At 66.0% G+C, this 21,302-nt stretch carries 21 protein-coding genes; 19 read left to right on the top strand and 2 right to left on the bottom strand.

Annotation, left to right across the window (positions count from 1 at the left end; translation table 11 throughout):
* Positions 1–255 precede the first annotated feature (255 nt).
* The 9 genes from K5554_RS13430 (at position 256) to ptsP (ending at position 8,822) form a co-directional block, all read left to right on the top strand.
* Complete coding sequence (locus K5554_RS13430; protein ID WP_221038959.1) at positions 256–876, top strand: glycerol-3-phosphate responsive antiterminator; 621 nt, start codon at positions 256–258, stop codon at positions 874–876.
* A gap of 53 nt (positions 877–929) precedes the next feature.
* Positions 930–1,808 (top strand): hypothetical protein, encoded by an 879-nt coding sequence (locus K5554_RS13425; protein WP_221038958.1) that lies wholly within the window; start codon positions 930–932, stop codon positions 1,806–1,808.
* An 88-nt stretch (positions 1,809–1,896) separates the two neighbouring features.
* Positions 1,897–3,939, top strand: coding sequence for a sigma 54-interacting transcriptional regulator (locus K5554_RS14595; RefSeq protein ID WP_221038957.1), 2,043 nt, complete (start codon positions 1,897–1,899; stop codon positions 3,937–3,939).
* Between the two features lie 220 nt (positions 3,940–4,159).
* The gene (gene dhaK / locus K5554_RS13415; RefSeq protein ID WP_221038956.1) at positions 4,160–5,158 is read left to right on the top strand and encodes a dihydroxyacetone kinase subunit DhaK; all 999 of its coding nucleotides are present in this window, start codon (positions 4,160–4,162) and stop codon (positions 5,156–5,158) included.
* A gap of 66 nt (positions 5,159–5,224) precedes the next feature.
* Positions 5,225–5,863 (top strand): dihydroxyacetone kinase subunit DhaL, encoded by a 639-nt coding sequence (gene dhaL, locus K5554_RS13410; protein WP_221038955.1) that lies wholly within the window; start codon positions 5,225–5,227, stop codon positions 5,861–5,863.
* A 1-nt stretch (position 5,864) separates the two neighbouring features.
* A complete protein-coding gene (locus tag K5554_RS13405) occupies positions 5,865–6,389 on the top strand; it encodes a type 1 glutamine amidotransferase domain-containing protein (protein WP_221038954.1) in 525 nt (174 codons plus the stop codon).
* A gap of 11 nt (positions 6,390–6,400) precedes the next feature.
* A complete protein-coding gene (gene dhaM, locus K5554_RS13400) occupies positions 6,401–6,793 on the top strand; it encodes a dihydroxyacetone kinase phosphoryl donor subunit DhaM (protein ID WP_221038953.1) in 393 nt (130 codons plus the stop codon).
* Positions 6,794–6,809: 16 nt separating this feature from the next.
* The gene (locus tag K5554_RS13395) at positions 6,810–7,076 is read left to right on the top strand and encodes an HPr family phosphocarrier protein (protein WP_221038952.1); all 267 of its coding nucleotides are present in this window, start codon (positions 6,810–6,812) and stop codon (positions 7,074–7,076) included.
* Positions 7,077–7,118: 42 nt separating this feature from the next.
* Entirely contained in the window at positions 7,119–8,822 is a 1,704-nt protein-coding gene (gene ptsP / locus K5554_RS13390; protein WP_221038951.1) for a phosphoenolpyruvate--protein phosphotransferase, read from the top strand.
* Positions 8,823–8,890: 68 nt separating this feature from the next.
* Here ptsP and mntR read toward each other — a convergent pair whose 3' ends face one another.
* Together mntR and K5554_RS13380 are read right to left on the bottom strand one after the other, a co-directional pair.
* The gene (mntR, locus tag K5554_RS13385) at positions 8,891–9,367 is read right to left on the bottom strand and encodes a transcriptional regulator MntR (RefSeq protein WP_221038950.1); all 477 of its coding nucleotides are present in this window, start codon (positions 9,365–9,367) and stop codon (positions 8,891–8,893) included.
* 99 nt (positions 9,368–9,466) lie between these two features.
* Positions 9,467–10,699 carry an Nramp family divalent metal transporter gene (locus tag K5554_RS13380; RefSeq protein ID WP_221040630.1) on the bottom strand — a complete coding sequence of 411 codons (1,233 nt, stop codon included), beginning with the start codon at positions 10,697–10,699 and terminating at the stop codon, positions 9,467–9,469.
* A 253-nt stretch (positions 10,700–10,952) separates the two neighbouring features.
* Here K5554_RS13380 and K5554_RS13375 point away from each other — a divergent pair, with 253 nt between their 5' ends.
* From K5554_RS13375 to K5554_RS14770, 10 genes are all read left to right on the top strand, one after another.
* The gene (locus K5554_RS13375) at positions 10,953–12,203 is read left to right on the top strand and encodes a PocR ligand-binding domain-containing protein (protein ID WP_221038949.1); all 1,251 of its coding nucleotides are present in this window, start codon (positions 10,953–10,955) and stop codon (positions 12,201–12,203) included.
* The gene (locus K5554_RS13370; protein WP_221038948.1) at positions 12,204–13,817 is read left to right on the top strand and encodes a response regulator; all 1,614 of its coding nucleotides are present in this window, start codon (positions 12,204–12,206) and stop codon (positions 13,815–13,817) included. It begins immediately after the preceding gene.
* Between the two features lie 388 nt (positions 13,818–14,205).
* Positions 14,206–14,481, top strand: coding sequence for an ethanolamine utilization microcompartment protein EutM (eutM, locus tag K5554_RS13365; RefSeq protein WP_221038947.1), 276 nt, complete (start codon positions 14,206–14,208; stop codon positions 14,479–14,481).
* Positions 14,482–14,522: 41 nt separating this feature from the next.
* Positions 14,523–15,329, top strand: coding sequence for a propanediol utilization microcompartment protein PduB (pduB, locus tag K5554_RS13360; RefSeq protein ID WP_221038946.1), 807 nt, complete (start codon positions 14,523–14,525; stop codon positions 15,327–15,329).
* Between the two features lie 48 nt (positions 15,330–15,377).
* Positions 15,378–17,045 (top strand): propanediol/glycerol family dehydratase large subunit, encoded by a 1,668-nt coding sequence (locus K5554_RS13355; RefSeq protein WP_221038945.1) that lies wholly within the window; start codon positions 15,378–15,380, stop codon positions 17,043–17,045.
* A gap of 29 nt (positions 17,046–17,074) precedes the next feature.
* On the top strand, positions 17,075–17,734 hold the full coding sequence (locus K5554_RS13350) for a propanediol/glycerol family dehydratase medium subunit (protein ID WP_221038944.1): 660 nt from the start codon (positions 17,075–17,077) through the stop codon (positions 17,732–17,734).
* A gap of 14 nt (positions 17,735–17,748) precedes the next feature.
* A complete protein-coding gene (locus K5554_RS13345; RefSeq protein ID WP_221038943.1) occupies positions 17,749–18,270 on the top strand; it encodes a diol dehydratase small subunit in 522 nt (173 codons plus the stop codon).
* 12 nt (positions 18,271–18,282) lie between these two features.
* Positions 18,283–20,103, top strand: a complete 1,821-nt coding sequence (locus tag K5554_RS13340) for a diol dehydratase reactivase subunit alpha (protein ID WP_221038942.1) — start codon at positions 18,283–18,285, stop codon at positions 20,101–20,103.
* A gap of 5 nt (positions 20,104–20,108) precedes the next feature.
* Positions 20,109–20,630: a glycerol dehydratase reactivase beta/small subunit family protein gene (locus K5554_RS13335; RefSeq protein WP_221038941.1), complete on the top strand. Its 522-nt coding sequence runs from the start codon at positions 20,109–20,111 to the stop codon at positions 20,628–20,630.
* Positions 20,602–21,291, top strand: a complete 690-nt coding sequence (locus K5554_RS14770; protein WP_221038940.1) for a BMC domain-containing protein — start codon at positions 20,602–20,604, stop codon at positions 21,289–21,291. The genes K5554_RS13335 and K5554_RS14770 overlap by 29 nt, the downstream gene beginning before the upstream one ends.
* Positions 21,292–21,302: the final 11 nt, after the last annotated feature.

Below are 21,302 nucleotides of genomic sequence, written 5' to 3'. Positions count from 1 at the left end.
GTTTTAAGGCAGCGGGGGAGATCATACATTTGAATCAAGAGAGGGAATGGACTCCGGCGGCGCCAAGCGGGCGAATTCAGGCTACAACAGGGCAAAAAAAGATCGGCCTTCTGGAAGGTGACTTCCATCCCAGCGGCGAATCTTGCTTGCGACGCACCTGCTTACAGCCACGCGGCTGAAACCGCGCGTACAGCCGGTTTTTATCCCAGTGCTTAGAAGAGTAAAAGCTTTCCGTAGGGCGGAGGGGGCGAGGGGATGGCTCAGCTCTGGCGCTGGCTCGCTACCAGTCCGGTGATCGCGGTTGTGCGCAGCAGTGATGCCGTAAGCGAGGCCCTGGCGGCCCCCGCGCGGTGCGTGCTTCTGGCCACAGGGGACATCGCCAGCGTCGGCTCCGATACTCACCTTTTTCATACGCGGGGGAAGATAGTTTTTCTCCATACCGATCTGATCGCCGGCCTGGGCGGCGATCAGGCGGCGGTGCGCTTCATCGCCCGCCGCCTTAAACCCGATGGCATCCTCACCACCCACAGCCAGCTCATCCAGGCGGCGCACAAGGAGGGGCTCATCACCATCCAAAGCCTCTTTCTGCTCGATTCGCTGGCGGTAAAAAACGGCCTCACGGCCGTACTTAAGAGCCGGCCGGCGGCGGTTCATGTTCTACCCGGCATTCTACCCCGGGTGATACGCGAGATCAAAGCGACCTGCCGGCTGCCGCTCATTGCCGGCGGCCTCATCCGTAGCCGGCGGGATGTCGAAGAGGCGCTGGCGGCCGGGGCGGTCGCCTGCGCCACCGGGAAAACGCGGCTGTGGTGGCTGGGTGAAGAGCTTCCAGCGGGCACTGGAGCCGTGCGGGAGGTGGTAGGAGAGGAACACTAGCTGGTTACCGGTTTCTTCATTTTTCTACAGGCCAAACGAAGGGGGCGGAAGGAATGGCTATCGACATCAATGCTCTGGTGGCTTCATTCGGCGGCGGCATCGTCGGCGCGGCCATGGGTGGACTGCCGGCCTTCATCCTTACTGGTTTAGCCGTCCTGGCCGGCGTGGCGGCGAGCTTCTTCGGGCAGCCCCAGGCCGCGCAGATCATCGGTTCCGTGGCGTTCGGTCCCTTCCTGGGCCCCCACGTAGCCTTCGGTGGCGGCGTGGCGGCGGCGGCCTACGCGGCGCGCAAGGGACTCGACATCACGGGGAAAGACATCGGCGTACCGCTCACCAAGTTCAACGATCCGGGTGTTCTTCTCGTCGGCGGTGTTTTCGGCGTGATCGGTTATCTTCTTAACGCCTTCTGGGTGGGTATGAGCCTCAAGACGGACACCGTGGCCCTGAGCGTGGCCGTGTCGGCGATCATCGCCCGGGCGGTGTTCCTGGGCGACGGGCCCTTTGGTTCCCTGCCGGCGGAAATGAAGGAGAAGGGCTTCGGCGGCCGCTTTGTAATTACGGAAGGACACTGCTGGCTCCCTTGGCAGAAGGACTTTGGGCAGCTGGTAGTGCTTGGTCTGGGCTTCGGCCTGGCGGCCGGGATTCTCGCGGTGGCCACCGGGCAGCCTGTCTTAGCCTTCGGTATCAGCGCCGCGTCCCTGGTGTTCCTGGAATTCGGTCCCGGCTGGCCGGTCACCCACCACATCACGCTGCCGGCAGCGCTGGCGGCAGCGGCTACGCAGAGCGTGATCATGGGCGGTGTGTTTGGAATCGTCGGCGCCCTCCTCGGGGAATTCTTCGCCCGTCTCTGCTATAACTACGGCAAGAACCACATCGACCCGCCGGCCTGTGCCATCGCCCTGGCCACAACACTGGTGCTGCTCTTCTTGTAGAGGCGGGTCGAGCAGCGGCCTCCCGCCACGGGGGGCCGCTTCGGCTTCCAACACCCCGGTGCGCCTGCCGGAGAGGAAGGGGAGGCAAATGAAGCATGCGGAGACCGCCGTTATCCGCCACAGCCGCGGGCTGCATGCGCGGGTGGCGGCCCTGGTGGTGCAGAAAGCGACGGAGCTGGCCCGGCTCTACGGCGCCGAGCTGGAACTGAAGGCGGCCGACGGCCGCCAGGTGCCGGCCACCAGTATGCTGGCCGTGCTGGGGCTTGACCTCCGGCAGGGGGCTCGGCTCAGCGTCCTGGCCCGGGGCCCGGGGGCCGAGGCAGCCACCGCGGAGCTGGCCCGCTTTCTGGAGCGCGACTTTTCCTCCGACGCCCAGGGACCCTTGAGCCAGGTGGACGATCTTTTGGATGAAACCACTTTAACGGCCGGGCAAATCTTTACCAGCATGGCGGCCGGGCTGGTGGTAACGGATGCCAAGGATCGGGTGGTGGTCTTCAACCCGGCGGCGGAGCGCCTTTTCCGGCTGCCGGCGCCGGCCGCCCTGGGCCGCCCGATTGGGGAGTTTTGGCCTGAGGCCGCCGCTGCTTCCGTACGAACGAACCGGGAGCCGGCAACGCGGCGGCAGGCGCTCCCCGGCGGCGCGGTCATCGCCACCTGTACGCCCATCCTGCTGGAGGGGGAAACCCGCGGTACAGTGACGCTGCTGGAGGACATCTCGCATGTGGAGGAGCTGGCCGGTGAGCTCCGGGCGGTGAAGGAGCTGAAGGAGCGCCTGCAGCTGGTACTGGACACGGTACACGACGGCATTTCGGTGGTGGATAAGGAGGGTACGATCACCTACGTCAACCCGGCCTACGAGGAGATTGCCGGCCGGCGCCGGGCTGAGCTCATCGGAAAGAGCGTCTTCGCCCTTTCACCCCAGGGCGTGCGCGCCCGGGTGCTGAGGAGCGGGGAGAAGGTGCTGGGGGCGCTGACGCGCAAGGCGAACGGGCGGACGCTGGTGGCCAATGTTTCCCCTATTTACGTGGAAGGGGAGATCTGCGGCGCTGTCTCGGTGGTCAAGGATGTCTCGGAGGTGGAAAGGTTAGCTGAACACCTGCACAAAGTGCTGGCGCGGGCGGAGTACCTGGAGCAGGAGCTCACCCGCACGCAGGAGCTCCCGGCGGCCTTCGCCGGTATCATCGGCCGAAGCGGCGCGCTGCGGGAGGCGCTGGCGGTGGCGCAAAAAGCCGCGGCGAGTACCTCTACCGTCCTCATCCGCGGCGAGAGCGGCACGGGCAAGGAACTGGTGGCCCGGGCCCTGCACGCGGCAAGCCCCCGGTCCGGGCGGCCGTTTGTCCGGGTCAACTGTGCCGCCATCCCGGCGCCGCTTCTTGAGAGCGAACTTTTCGGGCACGAAAAGGGCGCCTTCACCGGCGCCTGGCAGCGCCGCCACGGCCGCTTTGAGCTGGCCGACGGCGGCAGTATCTTCCTCGACGAGATCGGCGATATGGAACCGGCCATGCAGGCTAAACTCCTCAGGGTGCTTCAAGAGCGTGAATTCGAGCGCGTGGGCGGCGAGACCACCATCCGGGTCGATGTGCGCATCATCGCCGCCACGAATCGGAACCTGGAGGAGATGGTGCGCACCGGCCGCTTCCGCGAGGACCTGTACTGGCGCCTGAACGTCATCCCCATCTTCCTGCCCCCGCTCAGGGAACGGCGCGAGGACATCCCGCGCCTGGCGGAATACTTTCTGGCCAAGCTGGCCGGGCGCCTGGGAAAGAAGGTACAAGGGATCACGGCCCAAGCCCTGGCCTGCCTGGAGCAGTACGCCTGGCCCGGCAACGTGCGTGAGCTGGAGAACGTCATCGAGCGGGCGGTGAACCTGGCTGAAGGTGCGACCGTCACGGCGGCCGACCTGCCCGCTTACGTGCGCGAAGGGGGGGCACCCGGCGTTTTCGCTGCGGCGGCGCAAGAGGCCCCGCTCCTTCCCTTTGCTGCCTACGAAAAAGCGATCCTCGCCCGGGCCCTGGCCGAGTGCGGGAGCTTTCGGGCGGCGGCACGGGCCCTGGGATTGGATCATAAGACAGTGGCCGCGCGGGCGCGCAAGTACCGTTTGACCGAACAGAAGCTGCCTGCGAGCGGCTAGGCCGGAGGGGGTTGGGCTGCCCCCGGGCGGGGAAAAGCGCCTCTGGAGCAGATCGCCCCACCTGGGGGAATACTACCCAGGATCCTGGGGAAGTATTCCCCAGAGAGGACGCTGAACCCCGTGCCGCGACCGTCCGGCCCCGGGCCGGCGGCTGGCACGCTGCTTGCATGTCCCCAAAAGTGGTACCCTGGGTCCAGTATGCAAGAAGGAGGAGTAGAGGATGAAGAAGCTCATCAACCAGCCGGAACGTGTGGTCGAGGACATGCTGGCGGGGATGGCGGCGGCCTATCCCGAGTATGTCCGCCTGCTGCCGGACCTGAACGTGGTGGTGCGGGCGGATGCCCCCGTTAAGGGGAAGGTGGCGCTGGTTTCAGGCGGCGGCAGCGGCCACGAGCCCACCCACGGCGGTTACGTAGGGCGCGGCATGCTGGATGCGGCCTGCGCCGGGAATGTCTTCACTTCTCCCACGCCGGACCAGGTGCTGGCCGCCGTTAAGGCGGTGGACGGCGGCGCCGGCGTGCTCTTGGTGGTCAAGAACTATACGGGCGATGTCATGAACTTCGACATGGCGGCCGAGATGGCGGCGGCCGAGGGCATTGAGACGGCCAGCGTGGTGGTGAACGACGACGTGGCGGTGGAAAACAGCACCTGGACGCAGGGACGGCGCGGCATCGCCGGGACCATCTTCGTCCACAAGATCGCCGGTGCCAGGGCCCAGGCCGGCGGCAGCCTGGCTGAGGTGAAGGCGGTGGCGGAGAAGGCGATCGCCAACGTCCGCAGCATGGGTATGGCCCTCACCCCCTGTATTGTGCCGGCGGCCGGCAAACCCAACTTCGCCCTGGCCGAGGACGAGATGGAAATCGGCATGGGCATCCACGGCGAACCGGGCACCCACCGGGAAAAGATCAAGACGGCCGACGAGATCACGGCCCACCTGACAGAGAAGGTCCTCACCGACCTGCCCTTCAAGAGCGGGGACGAGGTGGCGGTGATGGTGAACGGCCTGGGCGGCACGCCGCTCATGGAGCTCTTCATCGTGAACAAGAAGGTGGCCGCCATGCTGGCGGAGCGCGGGATCAAGGTCTTTCGCACCTACGTGGGCGAGTTTATGACCTCGCTCGAGATGGCCGGTTGCTCGGTCACCCTGCTCAAACTGGACGAAGAGCTCAAAGAACTCCTGGCGGCCCCGGCCGACACCCCCGGTTTCAAGCAGCTGTGAGATTTCGCGAGGGGTACCCGCGGGTGCCCCTCATAATCTTTAACTACAAAAAGCGAGGGACGAAGCGTGCCTTTAACAGCTCAGGAACTCACCGACATGATACGTGCCATTGGGCAGACCCTGGAGGGGAACAAAGCGTTTCTCACCGAACTCGACAGCGCCATCGGTGACGCCGACCACGGCATCAACATGGCCAAGGGCTTCCGCGCCGTGGAAGAGAAGGTGGCGGGCGTTGCCGGGAAAGACGCCGGCACCATTCTGAAAACCGTGGGTATGACCCTGGTGAGCACCGTGGGCGGGGCCGCCGGCCCGCTTTACGGTACGGCTTTTATGCGGGCGGGGACGGCCGTGGCCGGCAGGGACAGCCTGACAGCGGCCGACCTGGTCCGGGCGCTGGGGGCGGCCGTCGAGGGCGTCAAGCAGCGCGGCAAGGCCGGGCGCGGGGATAAGACCATGGTGGACGCCCTGGAGCCGGCGTACGAGGCCATCCAAAAGGAAGTCGCCGCCGGCAAAGGTGCGACGGCCGCCCTGGCGGCGGGCGTGGCGGCGGCGGCGGCCGGCGTGGAGTACACCAAGGGTATCATCGCCCGCAAGGGCCGGGCAAGCTACCTGGGTGAGCGGAGCATCGGCCACCAGGACCCGGGTGCGACCTCCAGCTACCTTATCCTCAAGACCATGGCTGAGTTTCTAGCAGGGAGGAAGTAACATGGCGGAACTTACAGGCAGGCGCGTTGCCGTGCTTACCGAAGAAGGCTTTGAAGACCTGGAACTCTGGTATCCTATCCTCCGGCTGCGCGAGGCCGGCGCCGCGGTGGATGTGATCGGCACAGGCAGCGCCCCGGAGTACCGGGGTAAGTATGGGCTCCCTAGCCGCCCCGACAAAACCATCGACCAGGTGGAGGCCGGCGACTACGACGGCCTGGTGGTGCCGGGCGGCTGGGCGCCGGATAAGCTGCGCCGCTACGGCGCGGTCCTGGCTTTTGTCCGGGACATCTTTGCCGCCGGTAAACCGGTGGCGGCCATCTGCCATGCTCCCTGGGTGCTCGTTTCCGCCGGCGTCCTCAAGGGAAAGACCATGACCGCCACCATAGCGGTCAAGGACGATGTGGAAAACGCCGGCGCCACCTACGTGGACCGGCCGGTGGTCCGGGACGGTAACCTGATCACCTCGCGCAAACCTGACGACCTGCCCGACTTTTGCCGCACCCTGATCGCGGCCCTGGCCGAGTAGAGGCGGCGGCCATGGTGGGCATAGTCATCGTTTCGCACTCCGCCGAGGTGGCGGAAGGAACGAAGAAGCTGGCACGGCAGATGACGCCCCCCGAGCTGCCCCTGGCCGCCGCCGGCGGCACGCGCGACGGCCGGCTGGGCACAGACGCCACGCTTATCCAGGAGGCCATCGAGGCGGTGGCCGGGCCGGATGGAGTGCTGGTGCTGGCCGACCTGGGAAGCGCCGTCCTCAGCACTGAAATGGCGCTGGAACTTCTTTCTCCCGAACTTCGGGAGCGGGTGGCCCTGGCGGATGCCCCTCTGGTGGAAGGAGCAGTGGCGGCTGCGGTGGAAAGCAGCTTGGGGAAAAACCTCGCTGAAGTGAAAGCGGCAGCGGAAGCAGCACGTAATCTCAAGAAAACTTAAGGCAAGAGGGAAGAGCATGCAGCAACAAAGCGTAACCTTGACCAACCGGCTGGGCCTCCACGCGCGCCCCGCCGCGGCGTTTGTGCAGAAGGCGAACCAGTATCGGGCGTCGGTGCGGATCCGGGCCGGAGAAAAGGAGGCCGACGCCAAGAGCATCCTCAGCGTGCTCGCCCTGGGAGCGCGCCAGGGTTCCACCGTTACCCTGACGGCCGACGGTCCGGACGAGGAGCAGGCACTGGCGGAACTGGCGGCCTTCCTGGCGGCCGGTTGCGGGGAAGCGTAGGGGTGCGCCGGTGCAAGATGAGGAGGCTGAGGGGGCGGGAATATGTGGCAGGGTCTGGCGGCGGCGCCGGGAATAGCCATCGGGCCGGCGGCCGTCCTTAAGAAGACGATTGGCGGTCTCGAACAAACGGGGCCGGCGGCTGAACCGCAGGAAGAGGAAGCGCGCCTGACTGCGGCGGTGGAAGCGGTGCGGCGTGAGCTTACCGCCCTGAAAGAGCGCACGGAAAGGGAGGTGGGTGCCGAGCAGGCGGCGATCTTCGGCGCCCACCTGCTCATGCTGGACGATCCGGCGCTCGTAGGTGAGACCAGGCGGCTCATACGGGAGGAGAAGCTGGCGGCGCCGGCGGCGCTCACGCGGGTGGTGGACGACCTGGCCGCGGCGCTGGGTGCACTGCCGGACGAGTACCTCAGGGAGCGCGCCGCCGATGTGCGCGACGTGGGCGGGCGCCTCCTGGCCGAGCTTACCGGAGCGCGGACCGAGGTGGTGCTGCCGGCGCCGGCGGTCGTGGTGGGCGCGGACCTTACGCCTTCGCAGACGGCCCAGCTGCCCAAGGATAAGCTCCTGGCTCTGCTGAGCGGCACCGGCGGCCGCACCGCCCACGTAGCCATCCTGGCGCGGTCCCTGGGGATCCCGGCGGTGGTGGGCCTGGGCGAGCGGCTCAGCGCCGTCCGCGACGGCGACCTGGTGGCCGTGGACGGAACACAGGGGCTGGTCGCGGTGAACCCCTCAGACCGGGAACTGGAAGAGTGGCGCCGGCGGCAGGCGGCCGCAGAGGAAGAGAAGGCGCGCCTGGCTGCCTTTAAGGACCTCCCTGGCGTGACCCGGGACGGCCGGCGCGTGGAACTGGCGGCCAATATCGGCACGCCGGGCGATGTTGGGCCGGCGCAGGCCTTGGGGGCGGAGGGGGTGGGCCTCTTTCGCACCGAGTTCCTCTACATGGACCGCACCGACCTTCCCAGCGAGGAAGAGCAGTTCGAAGCCTACCGCACCGTAGTGGCCGCCTTCGCGCCGCAGCCGGTTATCATCCGCACCCTGGACATCGGCGGCGACAAGGAGCTGCCCTACCTGGGGCTCACCCGGGAGGAGAATCCCTTCCTGGGCCTGAGGGCCATCCGCTTTTCCCTGGCCCGGCCCGAGGTTTTCCGCACGCAGCTGCGGGCCATCCTGAGGGCCGGCGCCTACGGCAACGTCAAGGTCATGTTCCCTATGGTAGCGACACCGGCCGAGGTGCGCTCCGCCCGGCGGCACCTGGAAGAGGTGCGGGAAGAGCTTTCCCGGGCCGGGGTCAAGTTGGCGGAGAAGATCGAGGTCGGCATCATGGTGGAGGTGCCGGCGGCGGCGCTCGCCGCCGACCTCCTCGCGCCGGAGGTGGACTTTTTCAGCATCGGCTCCAACGACCTCATCCAGTACACCCTGGCGGCCGACCGCCACAACGAACGGGTGGCTTACCTGTACGAGCCTTTCCACCCGGCGGTGCTGCGGCTCATCGAGCGCACCATCCGGGCCGCCCACGCCGCCGGCATCTGGGCCGGCATGTGCGGTGAGCTGGCCGGCGACCGGCTGGCGACGCCGCTTCTTCTGGGGCTGGGCCTGGATGAGTTCAGCATGGCGGCCGGGTCGCTGCCGGCGGTGAAGGAGCGCCTGCGTGCGCTCAGCTATGCTGAGGCACAGCGCATCGCCGCGAAGGCCCTTTCCCTGCCGGATGCCGCGGCCGTCCGGGCGCACCTGGAAGCCGTGCAGGCTTGAAGGAGAAATAGTGGGTGAACCCCGGTCGGCTGCGACCGGGGTTTTTGGGGTTTTTGGCGGCGCCGCTCCTATTCCTGCGGCCGGCGGTAGCTTTCCCACGTGGCCCGGTAGGCGGGGTGCTCCTTGAAGAAGGCTAAAAGCTGCTCGATGGCCGTGAGGGCGGCCGTGCTGATGTTGTGCTCGATCTTTTCCGCGTCCTCCAGCACGTCCTCGACGCCGAGCAGGCGCAGGAAGGCCTCGAGCGTATTGTGCCGGTGGATGAGGAAGCTGCCGATTTCTTCCCCCCGGGGGGTGAGGCGGATGATGCTGTACTTTTCATAGACGAGGAAGTCGCTGTCGGCCAAGCGCTGGATCATGCGCGAGGCGGAGGGCGGCTGCACGTGCAGCGCCGCCGCCAGCTCCAGGACCCGGGTGTAGCCGTCCCGCTGCGCCAGCCGGTAGATCATCTCCAGGTAGTCTTCCATACTGGGGGTGAGGCTGTCCGGGCGCCGGGCGCTGTGGAGGGAGTAACCGCGGAAAGTGTAGAACTCTTTTCTCCCGCTCATGGCCGGCACCTCCTTCCTAAAGCCCTTCTTGCTAATGTTTACGCGGCGCGTGCGGCGCGAAGAACGGTGACCGTGACGCTTCTTTTTACTGGATGAATGTCAGGTGAAGGTCGCCATAAGGAGTAGGAGATTCAGGAAAATGACCGCACCGGCCATCAGCCAGCCGACGATGCGCACGGCCGGTGTGTTTACCATATCGCCCATCACCGCCCGGCGGCTGGAGAGCACGAGCAAAGGAATAATCGCCGCCGGCAGGGTAAAGCTCAAGATCACCTGGCTCAAGAGCAGCATGTACATCGGGTCTAAGCCGAGTCCAATGATAATGAGCGCCGGGGCCATGGTGAGGAGGCGACGCCAGACAATGGGAATCTTCAGGTCGACAAAGCCGTCCATAACCACCTGCCCGGCCATGGTACCCACCGCTGAAGAGGAAAGCCCGGAGGCCAGTAAGGCGATGGCAAAGGCGGTGCTCGAGAGCGATCCCAGCAGCGGCTGCAGGGTCCGGTGCGCTTCTTCGATGGAAAGTACCGTCAGTCCCCGGTTGTGAAAGACCGCAGCGGAGACCACCACCATGGCAGCGTTGATGACAAAGGCGGTATTCATAGCCAGAAAAACATCGATCTTTTCCAAAAACAAGTGCCGGCGTAAGTTGGCGGCCCCGGTCTGCCGGCGCGACTGTATCAGGTGAGAATGCAGGTAGATTACGTGCGGCATCACCGTTGCCCCCAGCATGCCGACGGCTACGAAAAGGCTGTTCCGGGTGAGGCGGGGAACAACCGCGTGGTACACCACCTGGCTCCAGTCAGGTTGGGCGAGGAAGAGTTCCACGAAGTACGCACCGCTGATCACTGCAATCAAGGCAAAGACAACCCCCTCCACCAACCGGTGCCCGTATTTCTCCAGGTGCACCAGAACGAAGGTGACCAGTCCGGTAAGGAGCCCGGCCCAGCCCAGGGGAATGGCGAGCAGCAGGTTGAAGCCGAGGGCGGCGCCCAGGAACTCGGCCAAATCGGTGGCCATGGCGGCCACCTGGGCCAGGCACCAGAGGACCCAGTTCACCGGCCGGGTGAAGGTACGGCCGCAGAGCTGCGGCAGGTTCATCCCCGTAGCGATACCGAGTTTGGCCGAAAGGATCTGCATGAAGATGGCCACCAGGTTGCTGGCCAGGATAACCCAGAGCAAATCCAGGTTGTAAAGGGAGCCACCGCTGATATTGGTGCCGAAATTGCCTGGATCGATGTAGGCCACACTGACAACAAATGCCGGACCCAAGTACTGAAACAAGGACTTGATTTGCACCCCGGTGCGGCCGGGCGCTTTTGCCCTCGTCAGCGGGCGCGACCAGCCCTGCGTCCGCTCCAGCGCCTTGTCGCTTACAGTCACCTCGATCGCCTCCTATCGGACACGCAGAATAGCCTTGCCAAACAAACTTAGTCCCCGTTAACTTCCCTGCCATCTTATGCAGGGCCGAACGCCTTTGTCACCGGGAGCAGGAATCGCCTCGCTCTGTGGCGAATTACGAGGAGAAGGTAAAAAGAGACGAAGAGATGAAACCATATCCCCAGGGTGCGAAGGAGGGTAGAGGATGGCAGTACGGCGATTCTTTCACCTGCGCGACGTGGTAGACGTCAGCGTGCTGCAGGAGATTCAAGACCGTTTCTCCGACGCCACCGGTTTGGCGTCGATTATTGTCGATTACCAGGGTAAGCCCGTGGTGCGCTACAGTAACTTCCGGCCGTTTTGCGCGCGGGTGCGGCAATACCCCGGCGGGCGCGAGGGCTGCGAGCAGTCCGACGCCCACGCCGGGCTTGAGGCGGTGCGCGAAGGGCAGCCTTACATCTACCGCTGCCACATGGGGCTGGTGGACCTGGGAGCCCCCATCGTGGTGAACGGCCAGTACTTAGGTTCCATCATGGCGGGACAAGTCCTCATTGAAGAAGAAGCCATGGCCGGCCTCGACCGCATCGCCAAGCCGGGACTCAACATCGCCCAACACCCGGAGCTGAAGCAGCTCTATGAAGGCATCCCTACCATGCCCTTCCATAAGGTAAAAGCCGCCGCCCAGCTGATGTATACCATCGCCAACTACATTGCGGAAAAAGGCGTGGCCAACATCATCCAGCAGCAGCTCAATGAGCAGAACGTCCGCCTTATGGAAGAGATCAAGGCGCGGGCGGAACTGGAGAAAGCTTTGAAGGATGCGGAACTCAAGGCGCTGCAGTCGCAGATTAACCCGCATTTTCTCTTTAACACCCTCAACACCATCAGCCGCCTGGCCCTCCTGGAAGGAGCGCCGCAGACCCAGGAGGTGGTGTTTGCCCTGGCGGAACTGCTGCGCGCCAGCCTGCGCAAGATCGGCCAGGTGGCCACGCTGCGCGATGAGATCGCCTACATCCGCCACTACCTCTTGATCCAGGAGACGCGCTTCCGCGATCGCATTCAGGCGGAGCTGGATATCGATGAAACCTGCCTGGAGAGCGAGATACCGCTCTTGACGCTGCAGCCCCTGGTGGAAAACGCCATCGTGCATGGCTTGGAGCCGAAGGAAGAAGGCGGGCACCTGGTGGTGCGGGTGCAGCGGGTGGGGGACGAGGTGTGCATCGAGGTGGCCGACGACGGGCTGGGCATGCCGGCGGAGGTGGTGGAAGAAGTCCTGCGGCTGGAGTCGAAACGTTCGGGCCGCAGCCACCTTACCGGCCTCGGGATGAGCAACGTGCACAAGCGCCTGCAGTATCACTTCGGCGCCGACTACCACTGGGAGGTGCAGAGCCGGTTGGGGGAAGGAACGCGCATCACCCTCTTTTTACCTTACCGGCCTGCCAAGGTGGGAAGCTGAATGGTAAAAGTGCTGGTAGTGGATGACGAGCCTTTGGAGCGCGAGGCCATTTCCTATATCCTGGGACATGAACGGCCCGAGGTGAAGGTGGTCGGTGAGGCCGGCTCCGGCCGTGCGGCCCTCGAGCTCACCCGGAAGCTCCGGCCCGACATCGTTTTTATGGACATCCAGATGCCGGGCGTAAGCGGGCTGGAGGCCACCCAAGCGCTCAAGGAGCTGGCGCCGGAGATGAAGGTGGTGGTGCTCACCGCCTACGACGAGTTTGACTTCGCCCAGCGGGCGCTCAAGCTGGGGGCCAGCGACTACCTTTTGAAGCCGGCGCGGCCCGCCGAGATTCTCCGCGTGACCGACGCCATGTGCCGCGAGCTGGCTGAGGCGGCGGCCCGCGAGGAAGAGGAAAAAAGGCTGCGGCAGGAACTGGCGGCCATCATGCCCTATATTGAAACCGGGCTCCTCTTGGATCTGGTGAGCGGGCGCACGGAAAACAAAGCGCAGCTCACGGAGCGGGCGCGCTTTTTGGGTTTGGCCGCCGGTCCGTACCAGGTGCTGCTGGTGGACATCGACCACTTTGCCCAAAGCACCTCCGCGCAGCGGGAAGTAGAGCGCCAGGTGCTGAAAAAGGAGGTCTACCAGGCCCTGGTCCGGGTGGCCCGGGAGGCCGGACCGGCGCTCGTGAGCCCCTTCGGCAGCGATACCTTCCTGGTGCTCGCCCCGGCCGGCAACCGGCCCAGTCCGCGCGAGCTGGCAGAAAGCCTGCGCCGGGAGGTGGCCCGCGCCACACCCTGTACGGTGACCGTGGGCGTGGGGACGGTCTGCCTGGACCTGGGCGACGTGGCTGCTTCTTACGCCGCCGCGCAGCGCGCCGTGCAGTATGGCAGTTTCCTCGGCGCCGATCAGGTGGTGGAGAGCGCGGAACTCGGTGACCTGCGTCTCCAGGCGGTGGCCTACCCGTACCAGCGGGAGACGCGCCTGGCGGAAAAGGTCCAGCTAGGCGAAGGGGAGGCGGCGTGGGCGCTCTTTGAGCAGCTCTGGCAGGAGCTTGTCGGAGCGACGGCCGGCAATCCCGAGCTGGCGAGGGCGCGCGCCCTGGAGCTGGCGGTGGTGCTTACCCGCGCGGCGCTGCAGGGCGGGGCCGGGCCGGAGGTGCTCACCGTCTCGCAGCGCGCCTCGCTGGCGGAGCTTACGGCCGCCGCCACGGCTGCGGCGGTTAAGGAGTGGGCGGCCGGCGTACTGGAGCGCTGCCTGGCCGCGGTGAGTGCCAGCCAGGCGGCGCTGCGCAGTGAGGCCATCGCCCAGGCGAAAAAGTACCTGGCCGAGCATTTCAGCGACCCTGTTTCGCTGGAGGACGTGGCCCGGCAGGTACACCTGAGCCCCTTTTACTTCAGCCGGCTCTTCAAGGAAAAAGAGGGCGTCAACTTCGTGGAGTACCTCACCCGCCTGCGCCTGGAGGAGGCTAAGCGCCTGCTGGTCCGTACCAACGAGACCATCGCCGCCGTCGCCGCCCGCGTAGGGTATGCCGAGGCCAATTACTTCAGCCGCATCTTTCGCCGCCACTTCGGGCTCAGCCCCAGCGAATACCGGGAAAAGCGGCCGGCCGCGGGCGCCGAGGGCTGAGAGCAAAAAAAGCTTAGGAAAGAGCAAGAAGGCATCTAAGCCTTCTTTTTCTTTTACCCGGCCGGCTGCCGCGCCCGCCGGCGAACCGCCGACTTTTCCCAAGAAAGCAACATGGCATCACAGCCCGGCAAAATGGACTCCAGGAGGAAGGCGTTGAAGGGCGAAATCCACGCCAGGAAAGGAAAGAAATGAGCAGCCGGGGGGCGGTGGTGTGCCGGAAGAAAAACCGCGCTTCCGCGCCTGTAGCGCTGCAGGTCTCGCAGCAGCCAGCGCCCGGCCCGCAGGCCGGGCGCCCGGGCGGAAAGGCCGTGAAGGGGGTGAGGGGCGGGGGAGCCGCAGATCAGGGTGAACTGGATCGAGGCGACAGCAAAGCGAGGAGGTTAAGAGGATGGCACAAGAAGCTCTCGGCATGGTGGAAACGCGGGGTCTCGTAGGCGCCATCGAGGCGGCCGACGCCATGGTCAAGGCGGCCAATGTCTCGCTGGTCGGCTATGAGAAGATCGGCTCCGGACTGGTCACCGTGATGGTGCGCGGCGACGTGGGCGCGGTGAAGGCGGCCACCGACGCCGGCGCCGCGGCGGCGCAGAAGGTGGGCGAAGTGGTTTCCGTGCACGTCATCCCGCGGCCGCACACCGACACGGAGAAGATCCTGCCCAAGGCGTGAAGCGGCGCAGTGTTAAAACTCGTACGGAGGTGTAAATGCAGATGAAAGACGAGCTGGTCGAAAAGATCGTCCAGGAAGTCCTCAAGAAGGCCGGAGCGGCGGCCCCTGCAGCGCCGGCGGCTCCGGCTCCGGCTGCATCGGCCGAGCCGGCAGGCTGCTGCAGTGTCACCGAGTTTGTGGGGACCGGGCTCGGCGATACCATCGGCCTGGTGATCGCCAACGTGGACCCCGCCCTGCACGAGCGCATGGGCATCGACCCCAAGTTCCGCTCCATCGGCATCTTCAGCGGCCGCACCGGCGCCGGCCCGCAGATCATGGCGGCCGACGAGGCGGTTAAGGCCACCAACACGGAAATCGTCAGCATTGAGCTGCCGCGCGACACCAAGGGCGGGGCCGGTCACGGCAGCCTCATCATCTTCGGCGCCGAGGAGGTTAGCGACGCCCGTCGGGCGGTGGAAGTGGCGCTCAAAGAACTCGACCGGACCTTCGGCGACGTTTACGGCAACGACGCAGGTCACCTGGAGTTCCAGTACACGGCGCGCGCCAGCTTTGCCTGCAACAAGGCCTTCGGCGCCCCCATCGGCAAGGCCTTCGGTTTGACGGTGGGTGCACCGGCCGGCATCGGCGTGGTCATCGCCGACACGGCGGTCAAGGCGGCCACCGTGGACGTCATCGGCTATGCCAGCCCGGCCAAGGGAACCAGCCTCACCAACGAGGCCATCCTCTTTATCAGCGGCGATTCCGGCGCCGTGCGCCAGGCCCTCATCGCGGCGCGCGAAGTCGGCCTGAAGCTCCTCGGCACTTTGGGTGCGGCCCCCGCCTCCACCACCGGCAAGCCGTACATTTAAATCCTTGCTGGTTCCTTCTGGCCAGCCAGCGTAAAGGAGGGATAATCCTTGAAGAGATCCAAGCGCTTTGAGGTCTTGGAAAAGCGTCCGGTGCATCAGGATGGGTTCGTCCAGGAGTGGCCGGAGGTAGGTCTTATCGCCATGAGCGGCCCGAACGACCCCAAGCCGAGCATCAAGATCGAAAAAGGCCGCGTGGTGGAGATGGACGGCAAACCGCGCAGCGAGTTCGACATGATCGACCAGTTCATCGCCGACCACGCCCTGAACCTGGAGCTGGCGGAGAAAGTGGCCGCCATGGACTCCAAGGAACTGGCCAAGATGGTCGTTGACGTCAACGTGCCGCGCTCCGAGATCGTCAAGCTCACCACGGCCATGACCCCGGCCAAGATCTGCGAGGTCCTGGGCCACATGAACGTGGTGGAGATGATGATGGCGCTCCAGAAGATGCGCTGCCGCAAGACGCCCGACACGCAGTGCCATGTGACCAGTTTGCGCGACAACCCGGTGCAGATCGCGGCTGACGCGGCCGAAGCGGCCATCCGCGGCTTCGACGAGATGGAGACCACGGTGGGCGTGGTGCGCTACGCACCCTTCAACGCCATGGCCCTCCTGGTGGGTTCGCAGACCGGCCGCGGCGGCGTGCTCACCCAGTGCGCCCTGGAGGAAGCCACGGAGCTCCAGCTCGGCATGAAGGGCTTCACGGCCTACGCGGAGACCATTTCCGTGTACGGCACCGAGAACGTGTTCGTGGACGGCGACGACACGCCCTGGTCCAAGGCTTTCCTGGCCTCGGCCTACGCCTCCCGGGGCCTGAAGATGCGCTTTACTTCCGGCACCGGCTCTGAGGTGCAGATGGGCTACGCCGAGGGCAAGTCCATGCTCTACCTGGAAGCCCGCTGCGTGTACATCACCAAGGGCGCCGGCGTACAGGGCCTGCAGAACGGCTCCATCAGCTGCATCGGCGTACCGGGCGCGGTGCCCAGCGGTATCCGCGCGGTGCTGGCCGAGAACCTCATCACCACCATGCTGGACCTGGAGGTGGCCTCCGGCAACGACCAGACTTTCAGCCACTCCGACATCCGCCGGACGGCCCGCACCATGATGCAGTTCCTGCCCGGCACCGACTTCATCTTCTCCGGCTACAGCGCCGTGCCCAACTACGACAACATGTTCGCCGGCTCCAACTTCGATGCCGAAGACTACGACGACTACCTGGCCCTGCAGCGGGACCTCATGGTGGACGGCGGCCTGCGCCCCGTCTCTGAGGAAGAGGTTGTCGCCATCCGCAACAAGGCCGCCCGGGCCCTGCAGGCAGTGTTCAAGGAGCTGGGCCTGCCGCCCATCACCGACGAAGAGGTGGAGGCCGCCACCTACGCCCACGGCAGCGCCGACCTGCCGGAGCGCAACGTGGTTGAGGACCTGAAGGCGGCGCAGGAACTGTTTAAGGGTTCCGCCACAGGTCTTGACATCGTGAAAGCCCTGGCCAAGAACGGCTTCGAGGATGTGGCCCGGAACGTGCTCGGCATGCTCAAGCAGCGCGTCTCGGGCGATTACCTGCACACCTCTTCGATCATCGACAAGAACTTCGTGGTCCGCAGCGCGGTGAATGATCCGAACGACTACGCCGGTCCCGGCACGGGCTATCGCCTCTCGCCCGAGCGTTGGGAAGAGATCAAGGCCATTCCGTGGGCCATTCGCCCTGACCAGATCGGCTAAAACTGGCCTGCAGAAAGGGGTGGAAAGGTATGCAGATCAGCGAACAGCTTGTTCGCCAGGTAGTGGAAGAAGTGCTGGCCAGCATGGGCCAGGCCGAGCCGGCAAAAGCGCCGGAAGCGGCCGTCCCTGCTGCGCCGGTGAGTGGGATTGCCTTCACCGAGCTGGGCGAGGCGCAGCCGGGGACCAAGGCGGACGAGGTAGTCATCGGCCTGGCGCCGGCCTTCGGGCTTTACCAGACGAAGACCATCCTCGGCATTCCGCATGCCGTCGTTCTGCGAGAAATGATCGCCGGGATCGAAGAAGAAGGCCTGCGGGCGCGCGTCATCCGCGTGCGCCAGAGCTCGGACGTGGCCTTTGTGGCGCACACGGCCGCCAAACTCTCCGGCTCCGGCATTGGCATCGGCATCCAGTCCCGCGGGACCACGGTGATCCACCAGAAAGACCTCGACCCGCTCTCCAACCTGGAGCTTTTCCCGCAGTGCCCGCTTCTCAAGCCTGAGACCTACCGTGCCATCGGGCGCAACGCCGCCCGGTACGCCAAGGGCGGTTCGCCTAACCCGGTACCGACGGAAAACGACCAGATGGCCCGGCCCAAGTACCAGGCGGTGGCGGCCGTGCTCCACATCAAGGAGACGGAGCACGTGGACCGCAGCGCGAAGCCGGTTGAACTTGCTGTGAGCTTTAAATAGGGGAGGTGACGAGGATGGTGCAGGAAAACCTGGTTGAACAGATTGTGCGCGAAGTTTTGAAGTCGCTGCAGACGAGCCCGGCACCGGCTCCGGCGTGCGGCGCGGCGGCGGGCAGTAAGGTAGGCCTGGATCCGGCGCGCGACTACCCGCTGGCCACCAAGCGACCGGAAATCGTCAAGACCCCCACCGGGAAATCCCTGGATGACATCAAGTTGGAGAGCGTGCTTAAGGGCGAGATCGGGCCACAGGACGTCCGCATTACACCCGAGACGCTGGAGATGCAGGCCGAAATCGCCGAAAAGGTCGGGCGGCCGCAGTTTGCCCGTAACCTCCGGCGCGCCGCGGAGCTGACCCAGATCCCTGATGAGCGCATCCTCGAGATTTACCAGGCGCTGCGGCCCTATCGCTCCACCAAAGAGGAGCTTCTTGCCATCGCCGATGAACTCGAACAAAAATACGGAGCACGCATAAACGCCGCCCTCGTCCGGGAGGCGGCCGAGGTGTACGAGCGGCGCGGCCGCCTACGTACGGCGTAAGGAGTTGATACTTTGCGGTGCATCGCCGGAGTGGATGTGGGAAATGCTACTACCGAGGTCGCCCTGGCCGAACTAGGCGCCGAGGGCCTCCGGTTCTTAGCCGGCAGCCTGGTGCCCACTACGGGCATCAAGGGAACGCGGCAGAACCTGCACGGGATCTTCGGCGCCCTGCGCCAGGCGCTCGATAAAGCGGGGCTGGCGCTGAAGGATCTGGACCTCATCCGCATCAACGAAGCAGCACCGGTCATCGGGGATGTGGCCATGGAGACCATCACGGAGACGGTGATCACCGAATCCACGATGATCGGCCACAACCCCGCCACTCCGGGCGGATTGGGACTGGGCACCGGCATCACCGTCCCCATCGCCGACCTGGCGCAGCAGGCGCCGGGGGCGAAGGTGCTCGCGGTAGTACCGGCGGAGTGGGATTTTGCCCTGGCGGCGGCGGAAATCAACCGGGCCCTGGCCCGCGGCGTGGCGGTCGAGGGCGTTATCGCCCAACGCGATGACGGGGTGCTCATTGCCAACCGGCTGACACGGCCCCTCCCGGTGGTGGACGAAGTAAGGCTGATCGAGAAGGTACCCCTGGGCATGCTGGCCGCCATTGAAGTGGCGGCCCCCGGCGGCGCCATCACCACGCTCTCCAACCCGTACGGCATCGCCACGGTTTTCGGCCTTGGCCCCGAAGAGACGAAGGCTGTGGTACCCATGGCCCGGGCCCTCATCGGCAACCGTTCTGCGGTGGTGATCAAAACCCCCGCCGGCGATGTGCGGGAACGGCGCATCGCTGCCGGCAGGCTCACGCTCCTCGGCGAGCGCCACTCTGAGACGGTTGACGTGGAGGAAGGCGCTGAGGCCATCATGCAGGCGGTGGCGGCTGTGGCGCCGCTTAAGGACGTGCGCGGCGAGCCGGGCACCAACGCCGGCGGGATGCTGGAGCGGGTGCGCCAGGTGATGGCAGAGCTCACCGGGCAGCCGGCGGGCAACATCGCCATCCAGGATCTTTTGGCGGTGGATACCTTTGTACCGCAGAAGGTGCGCGGCGGCATCGCCGAGGAGTTTTCGCTGGAAAACGCGGTGGGCCTGGCAGCCATGGTGAAGGCCGACCGTCTGCAGATGGAGCGGATTGCCCAGGCGCTGGCGGAAGAAACCGGGATCACGGTGGAAGTGGGCGGCGTGGAGGCCAACATGGCCATCCGCGGTGCCCTCACCACCCCGGGCACGAGCGCTCCCCTGGCCATTCTGGATTTGGGTGCCGGTTCGACCGATGCGGCGCTCATTACCAAAAGCGGCGAGGTGCGCTCCGTACACCTGGCCGGGGCGGGGAACATGGTGACCATGCTGATCAACGCCGAACTGGGCCTCGAGGACCCGGGCCTGGCCGAGGACATCAAGCGCTACCCCCTGGCCAAGGTGGAGAGCCTGTATCATATCCGGCACGAAGACGGGACGGTGCAGTTTTTTACGCAGCCGCTGCCGCCCCAGACCTTTGCCCGGGTGGTGCTCCTCAAGGAAGGAGAGCTGGTTCCGCTGCCGGGCGAGCACAGCCTGGAGAGGGTGCGCACGGTGCGCCGGGAGGCGAAGCGCCGGGTGTTTGTGGAGAACAGCGTGCGCGCCCTGAAACAGGTGATCACCACCGGCAACATTCGCGACATCGACTTTGTGGCGCTGGTGGGCGGGTCGTCACTGGACTGGGAAGTGGCCGGCTTTATCACCGACCGGCTGGCGGAGTACGGCGTGGTGGCCGGCCAGGCCAACATCCGGGGCAGCGAGGGACCGCGCAACGCCGTAGCCACCGGTTTGGTGCTGGCGTACCAAGAAAGCAGGGAGTGAAAAGCGTGGGCCTGGAAGAGCGGGCACGAAAAGAGAAGCCTCACGTCAAGCTGTACCGGGGTGCGGGCGCCCTGAGCGACGAGCTCTGCCGGGAGGTGGAGCTGGGCTTGGAAGAGGAAGGCATCCCCGGCGAACTCCAGGTTGAGGCGGGGGAAGCCGGTGCGGCCGAGCTCGCCTACGCCGCTGCCCAGGCCTCACCTCTCGGTACAGGTGTGGGCCTGGCCGCCGATGGCCTGGCCGTGCACTACAGCCGCCTGCCGCGCGAGAGGCCCCTGTTCTTCCTGCCCCGGAGCGAGTGCAGCCCGGCCGCGGCCCGGCGCTTGGGCGCCAACGCGGCCCGGCTGGTGAAGGGCATCCCCTTCAAGGAGCAGGAAGACCCACCGCCGGCGCCGGCTGCCCGTACGCAGCCGGCGGACGGAGATGGCCTCAGGGAACTGGTGGCGGCGGTGGTGCAAAGAGTGCTGGCGGAAATGAGCCGGGCCGAAGGAGGTGAGCGCGGTGCAGCAACAAGCGCTGGGACTCATTGAAACTGTCGGTTTGACGGCGGCGGTGGAGGGCGCGGACGCGGCCGTGAAGGCGGCCAACGTCCGGCTCCTGGGTTACGAGCTTACCCGCGGCGGCGGCATGGTGGCGGTGAAGCTCGGCGGTGACGTGGCCGCGGTCCAGGCGGCGGTGACGGCCGGGGCCCAGGCGGCCGGCCGGGTGGGCAAAGTCGTCAGTACGCTCGTGATCCCGCGGCCGCATCCCGATCTGACCAAGCTCATCCACTCGCCGGAGACGGTGGGGCAAGAGAAACGCCCCGCCGGGCAGCCCGCCGGCGAAGAAAAGGCCGGCGCGGACCGGCAAGAACCGGCTGAGCAACCGGAAACCCCCGGCGTGGAAACAGGAGGACCGGCCGGAACCGTTCCCCTGCCGGAGCCGGCCGAGGTAGAGCCGGCCGCCGAGCCGGAGCCTGAACCTGAGCCCCGGGAGCAGCCCCGGAGCAGGCGGGAGGGGCCGGCGCCGGTGGCCGAACCGCCGGAGGAGGCGGGTGCCGCCCCGGGCGGGGAATACCCGGAAGCGGTGCTGCCGGCGGCGGCCAGCGCCGAGAAACCCGCTCCCCCGGAAGTGTGCAACCTGTGCGGTGATCCGGCCTGCCCGCGGCGCAAGGGTGAACCGCGGTCGCGTTGTATTCACTACGCGGAGTGAGGAGGGTAAAA

Origin of the sequence: Gelria sp. Kuro-4 (assembly GCF_019668485.1) — a bacterium.
Classification (GTDB): domain Bacteria; phylum Bacillota; class DTU030; order DUMP01; family DUMP01; genus DUMP01.
The sequence above is the reverse complement of the archived record's forward strand: the minus strand, read 5'-3'. Positions and strand labels throughout refer to the sequence as shown.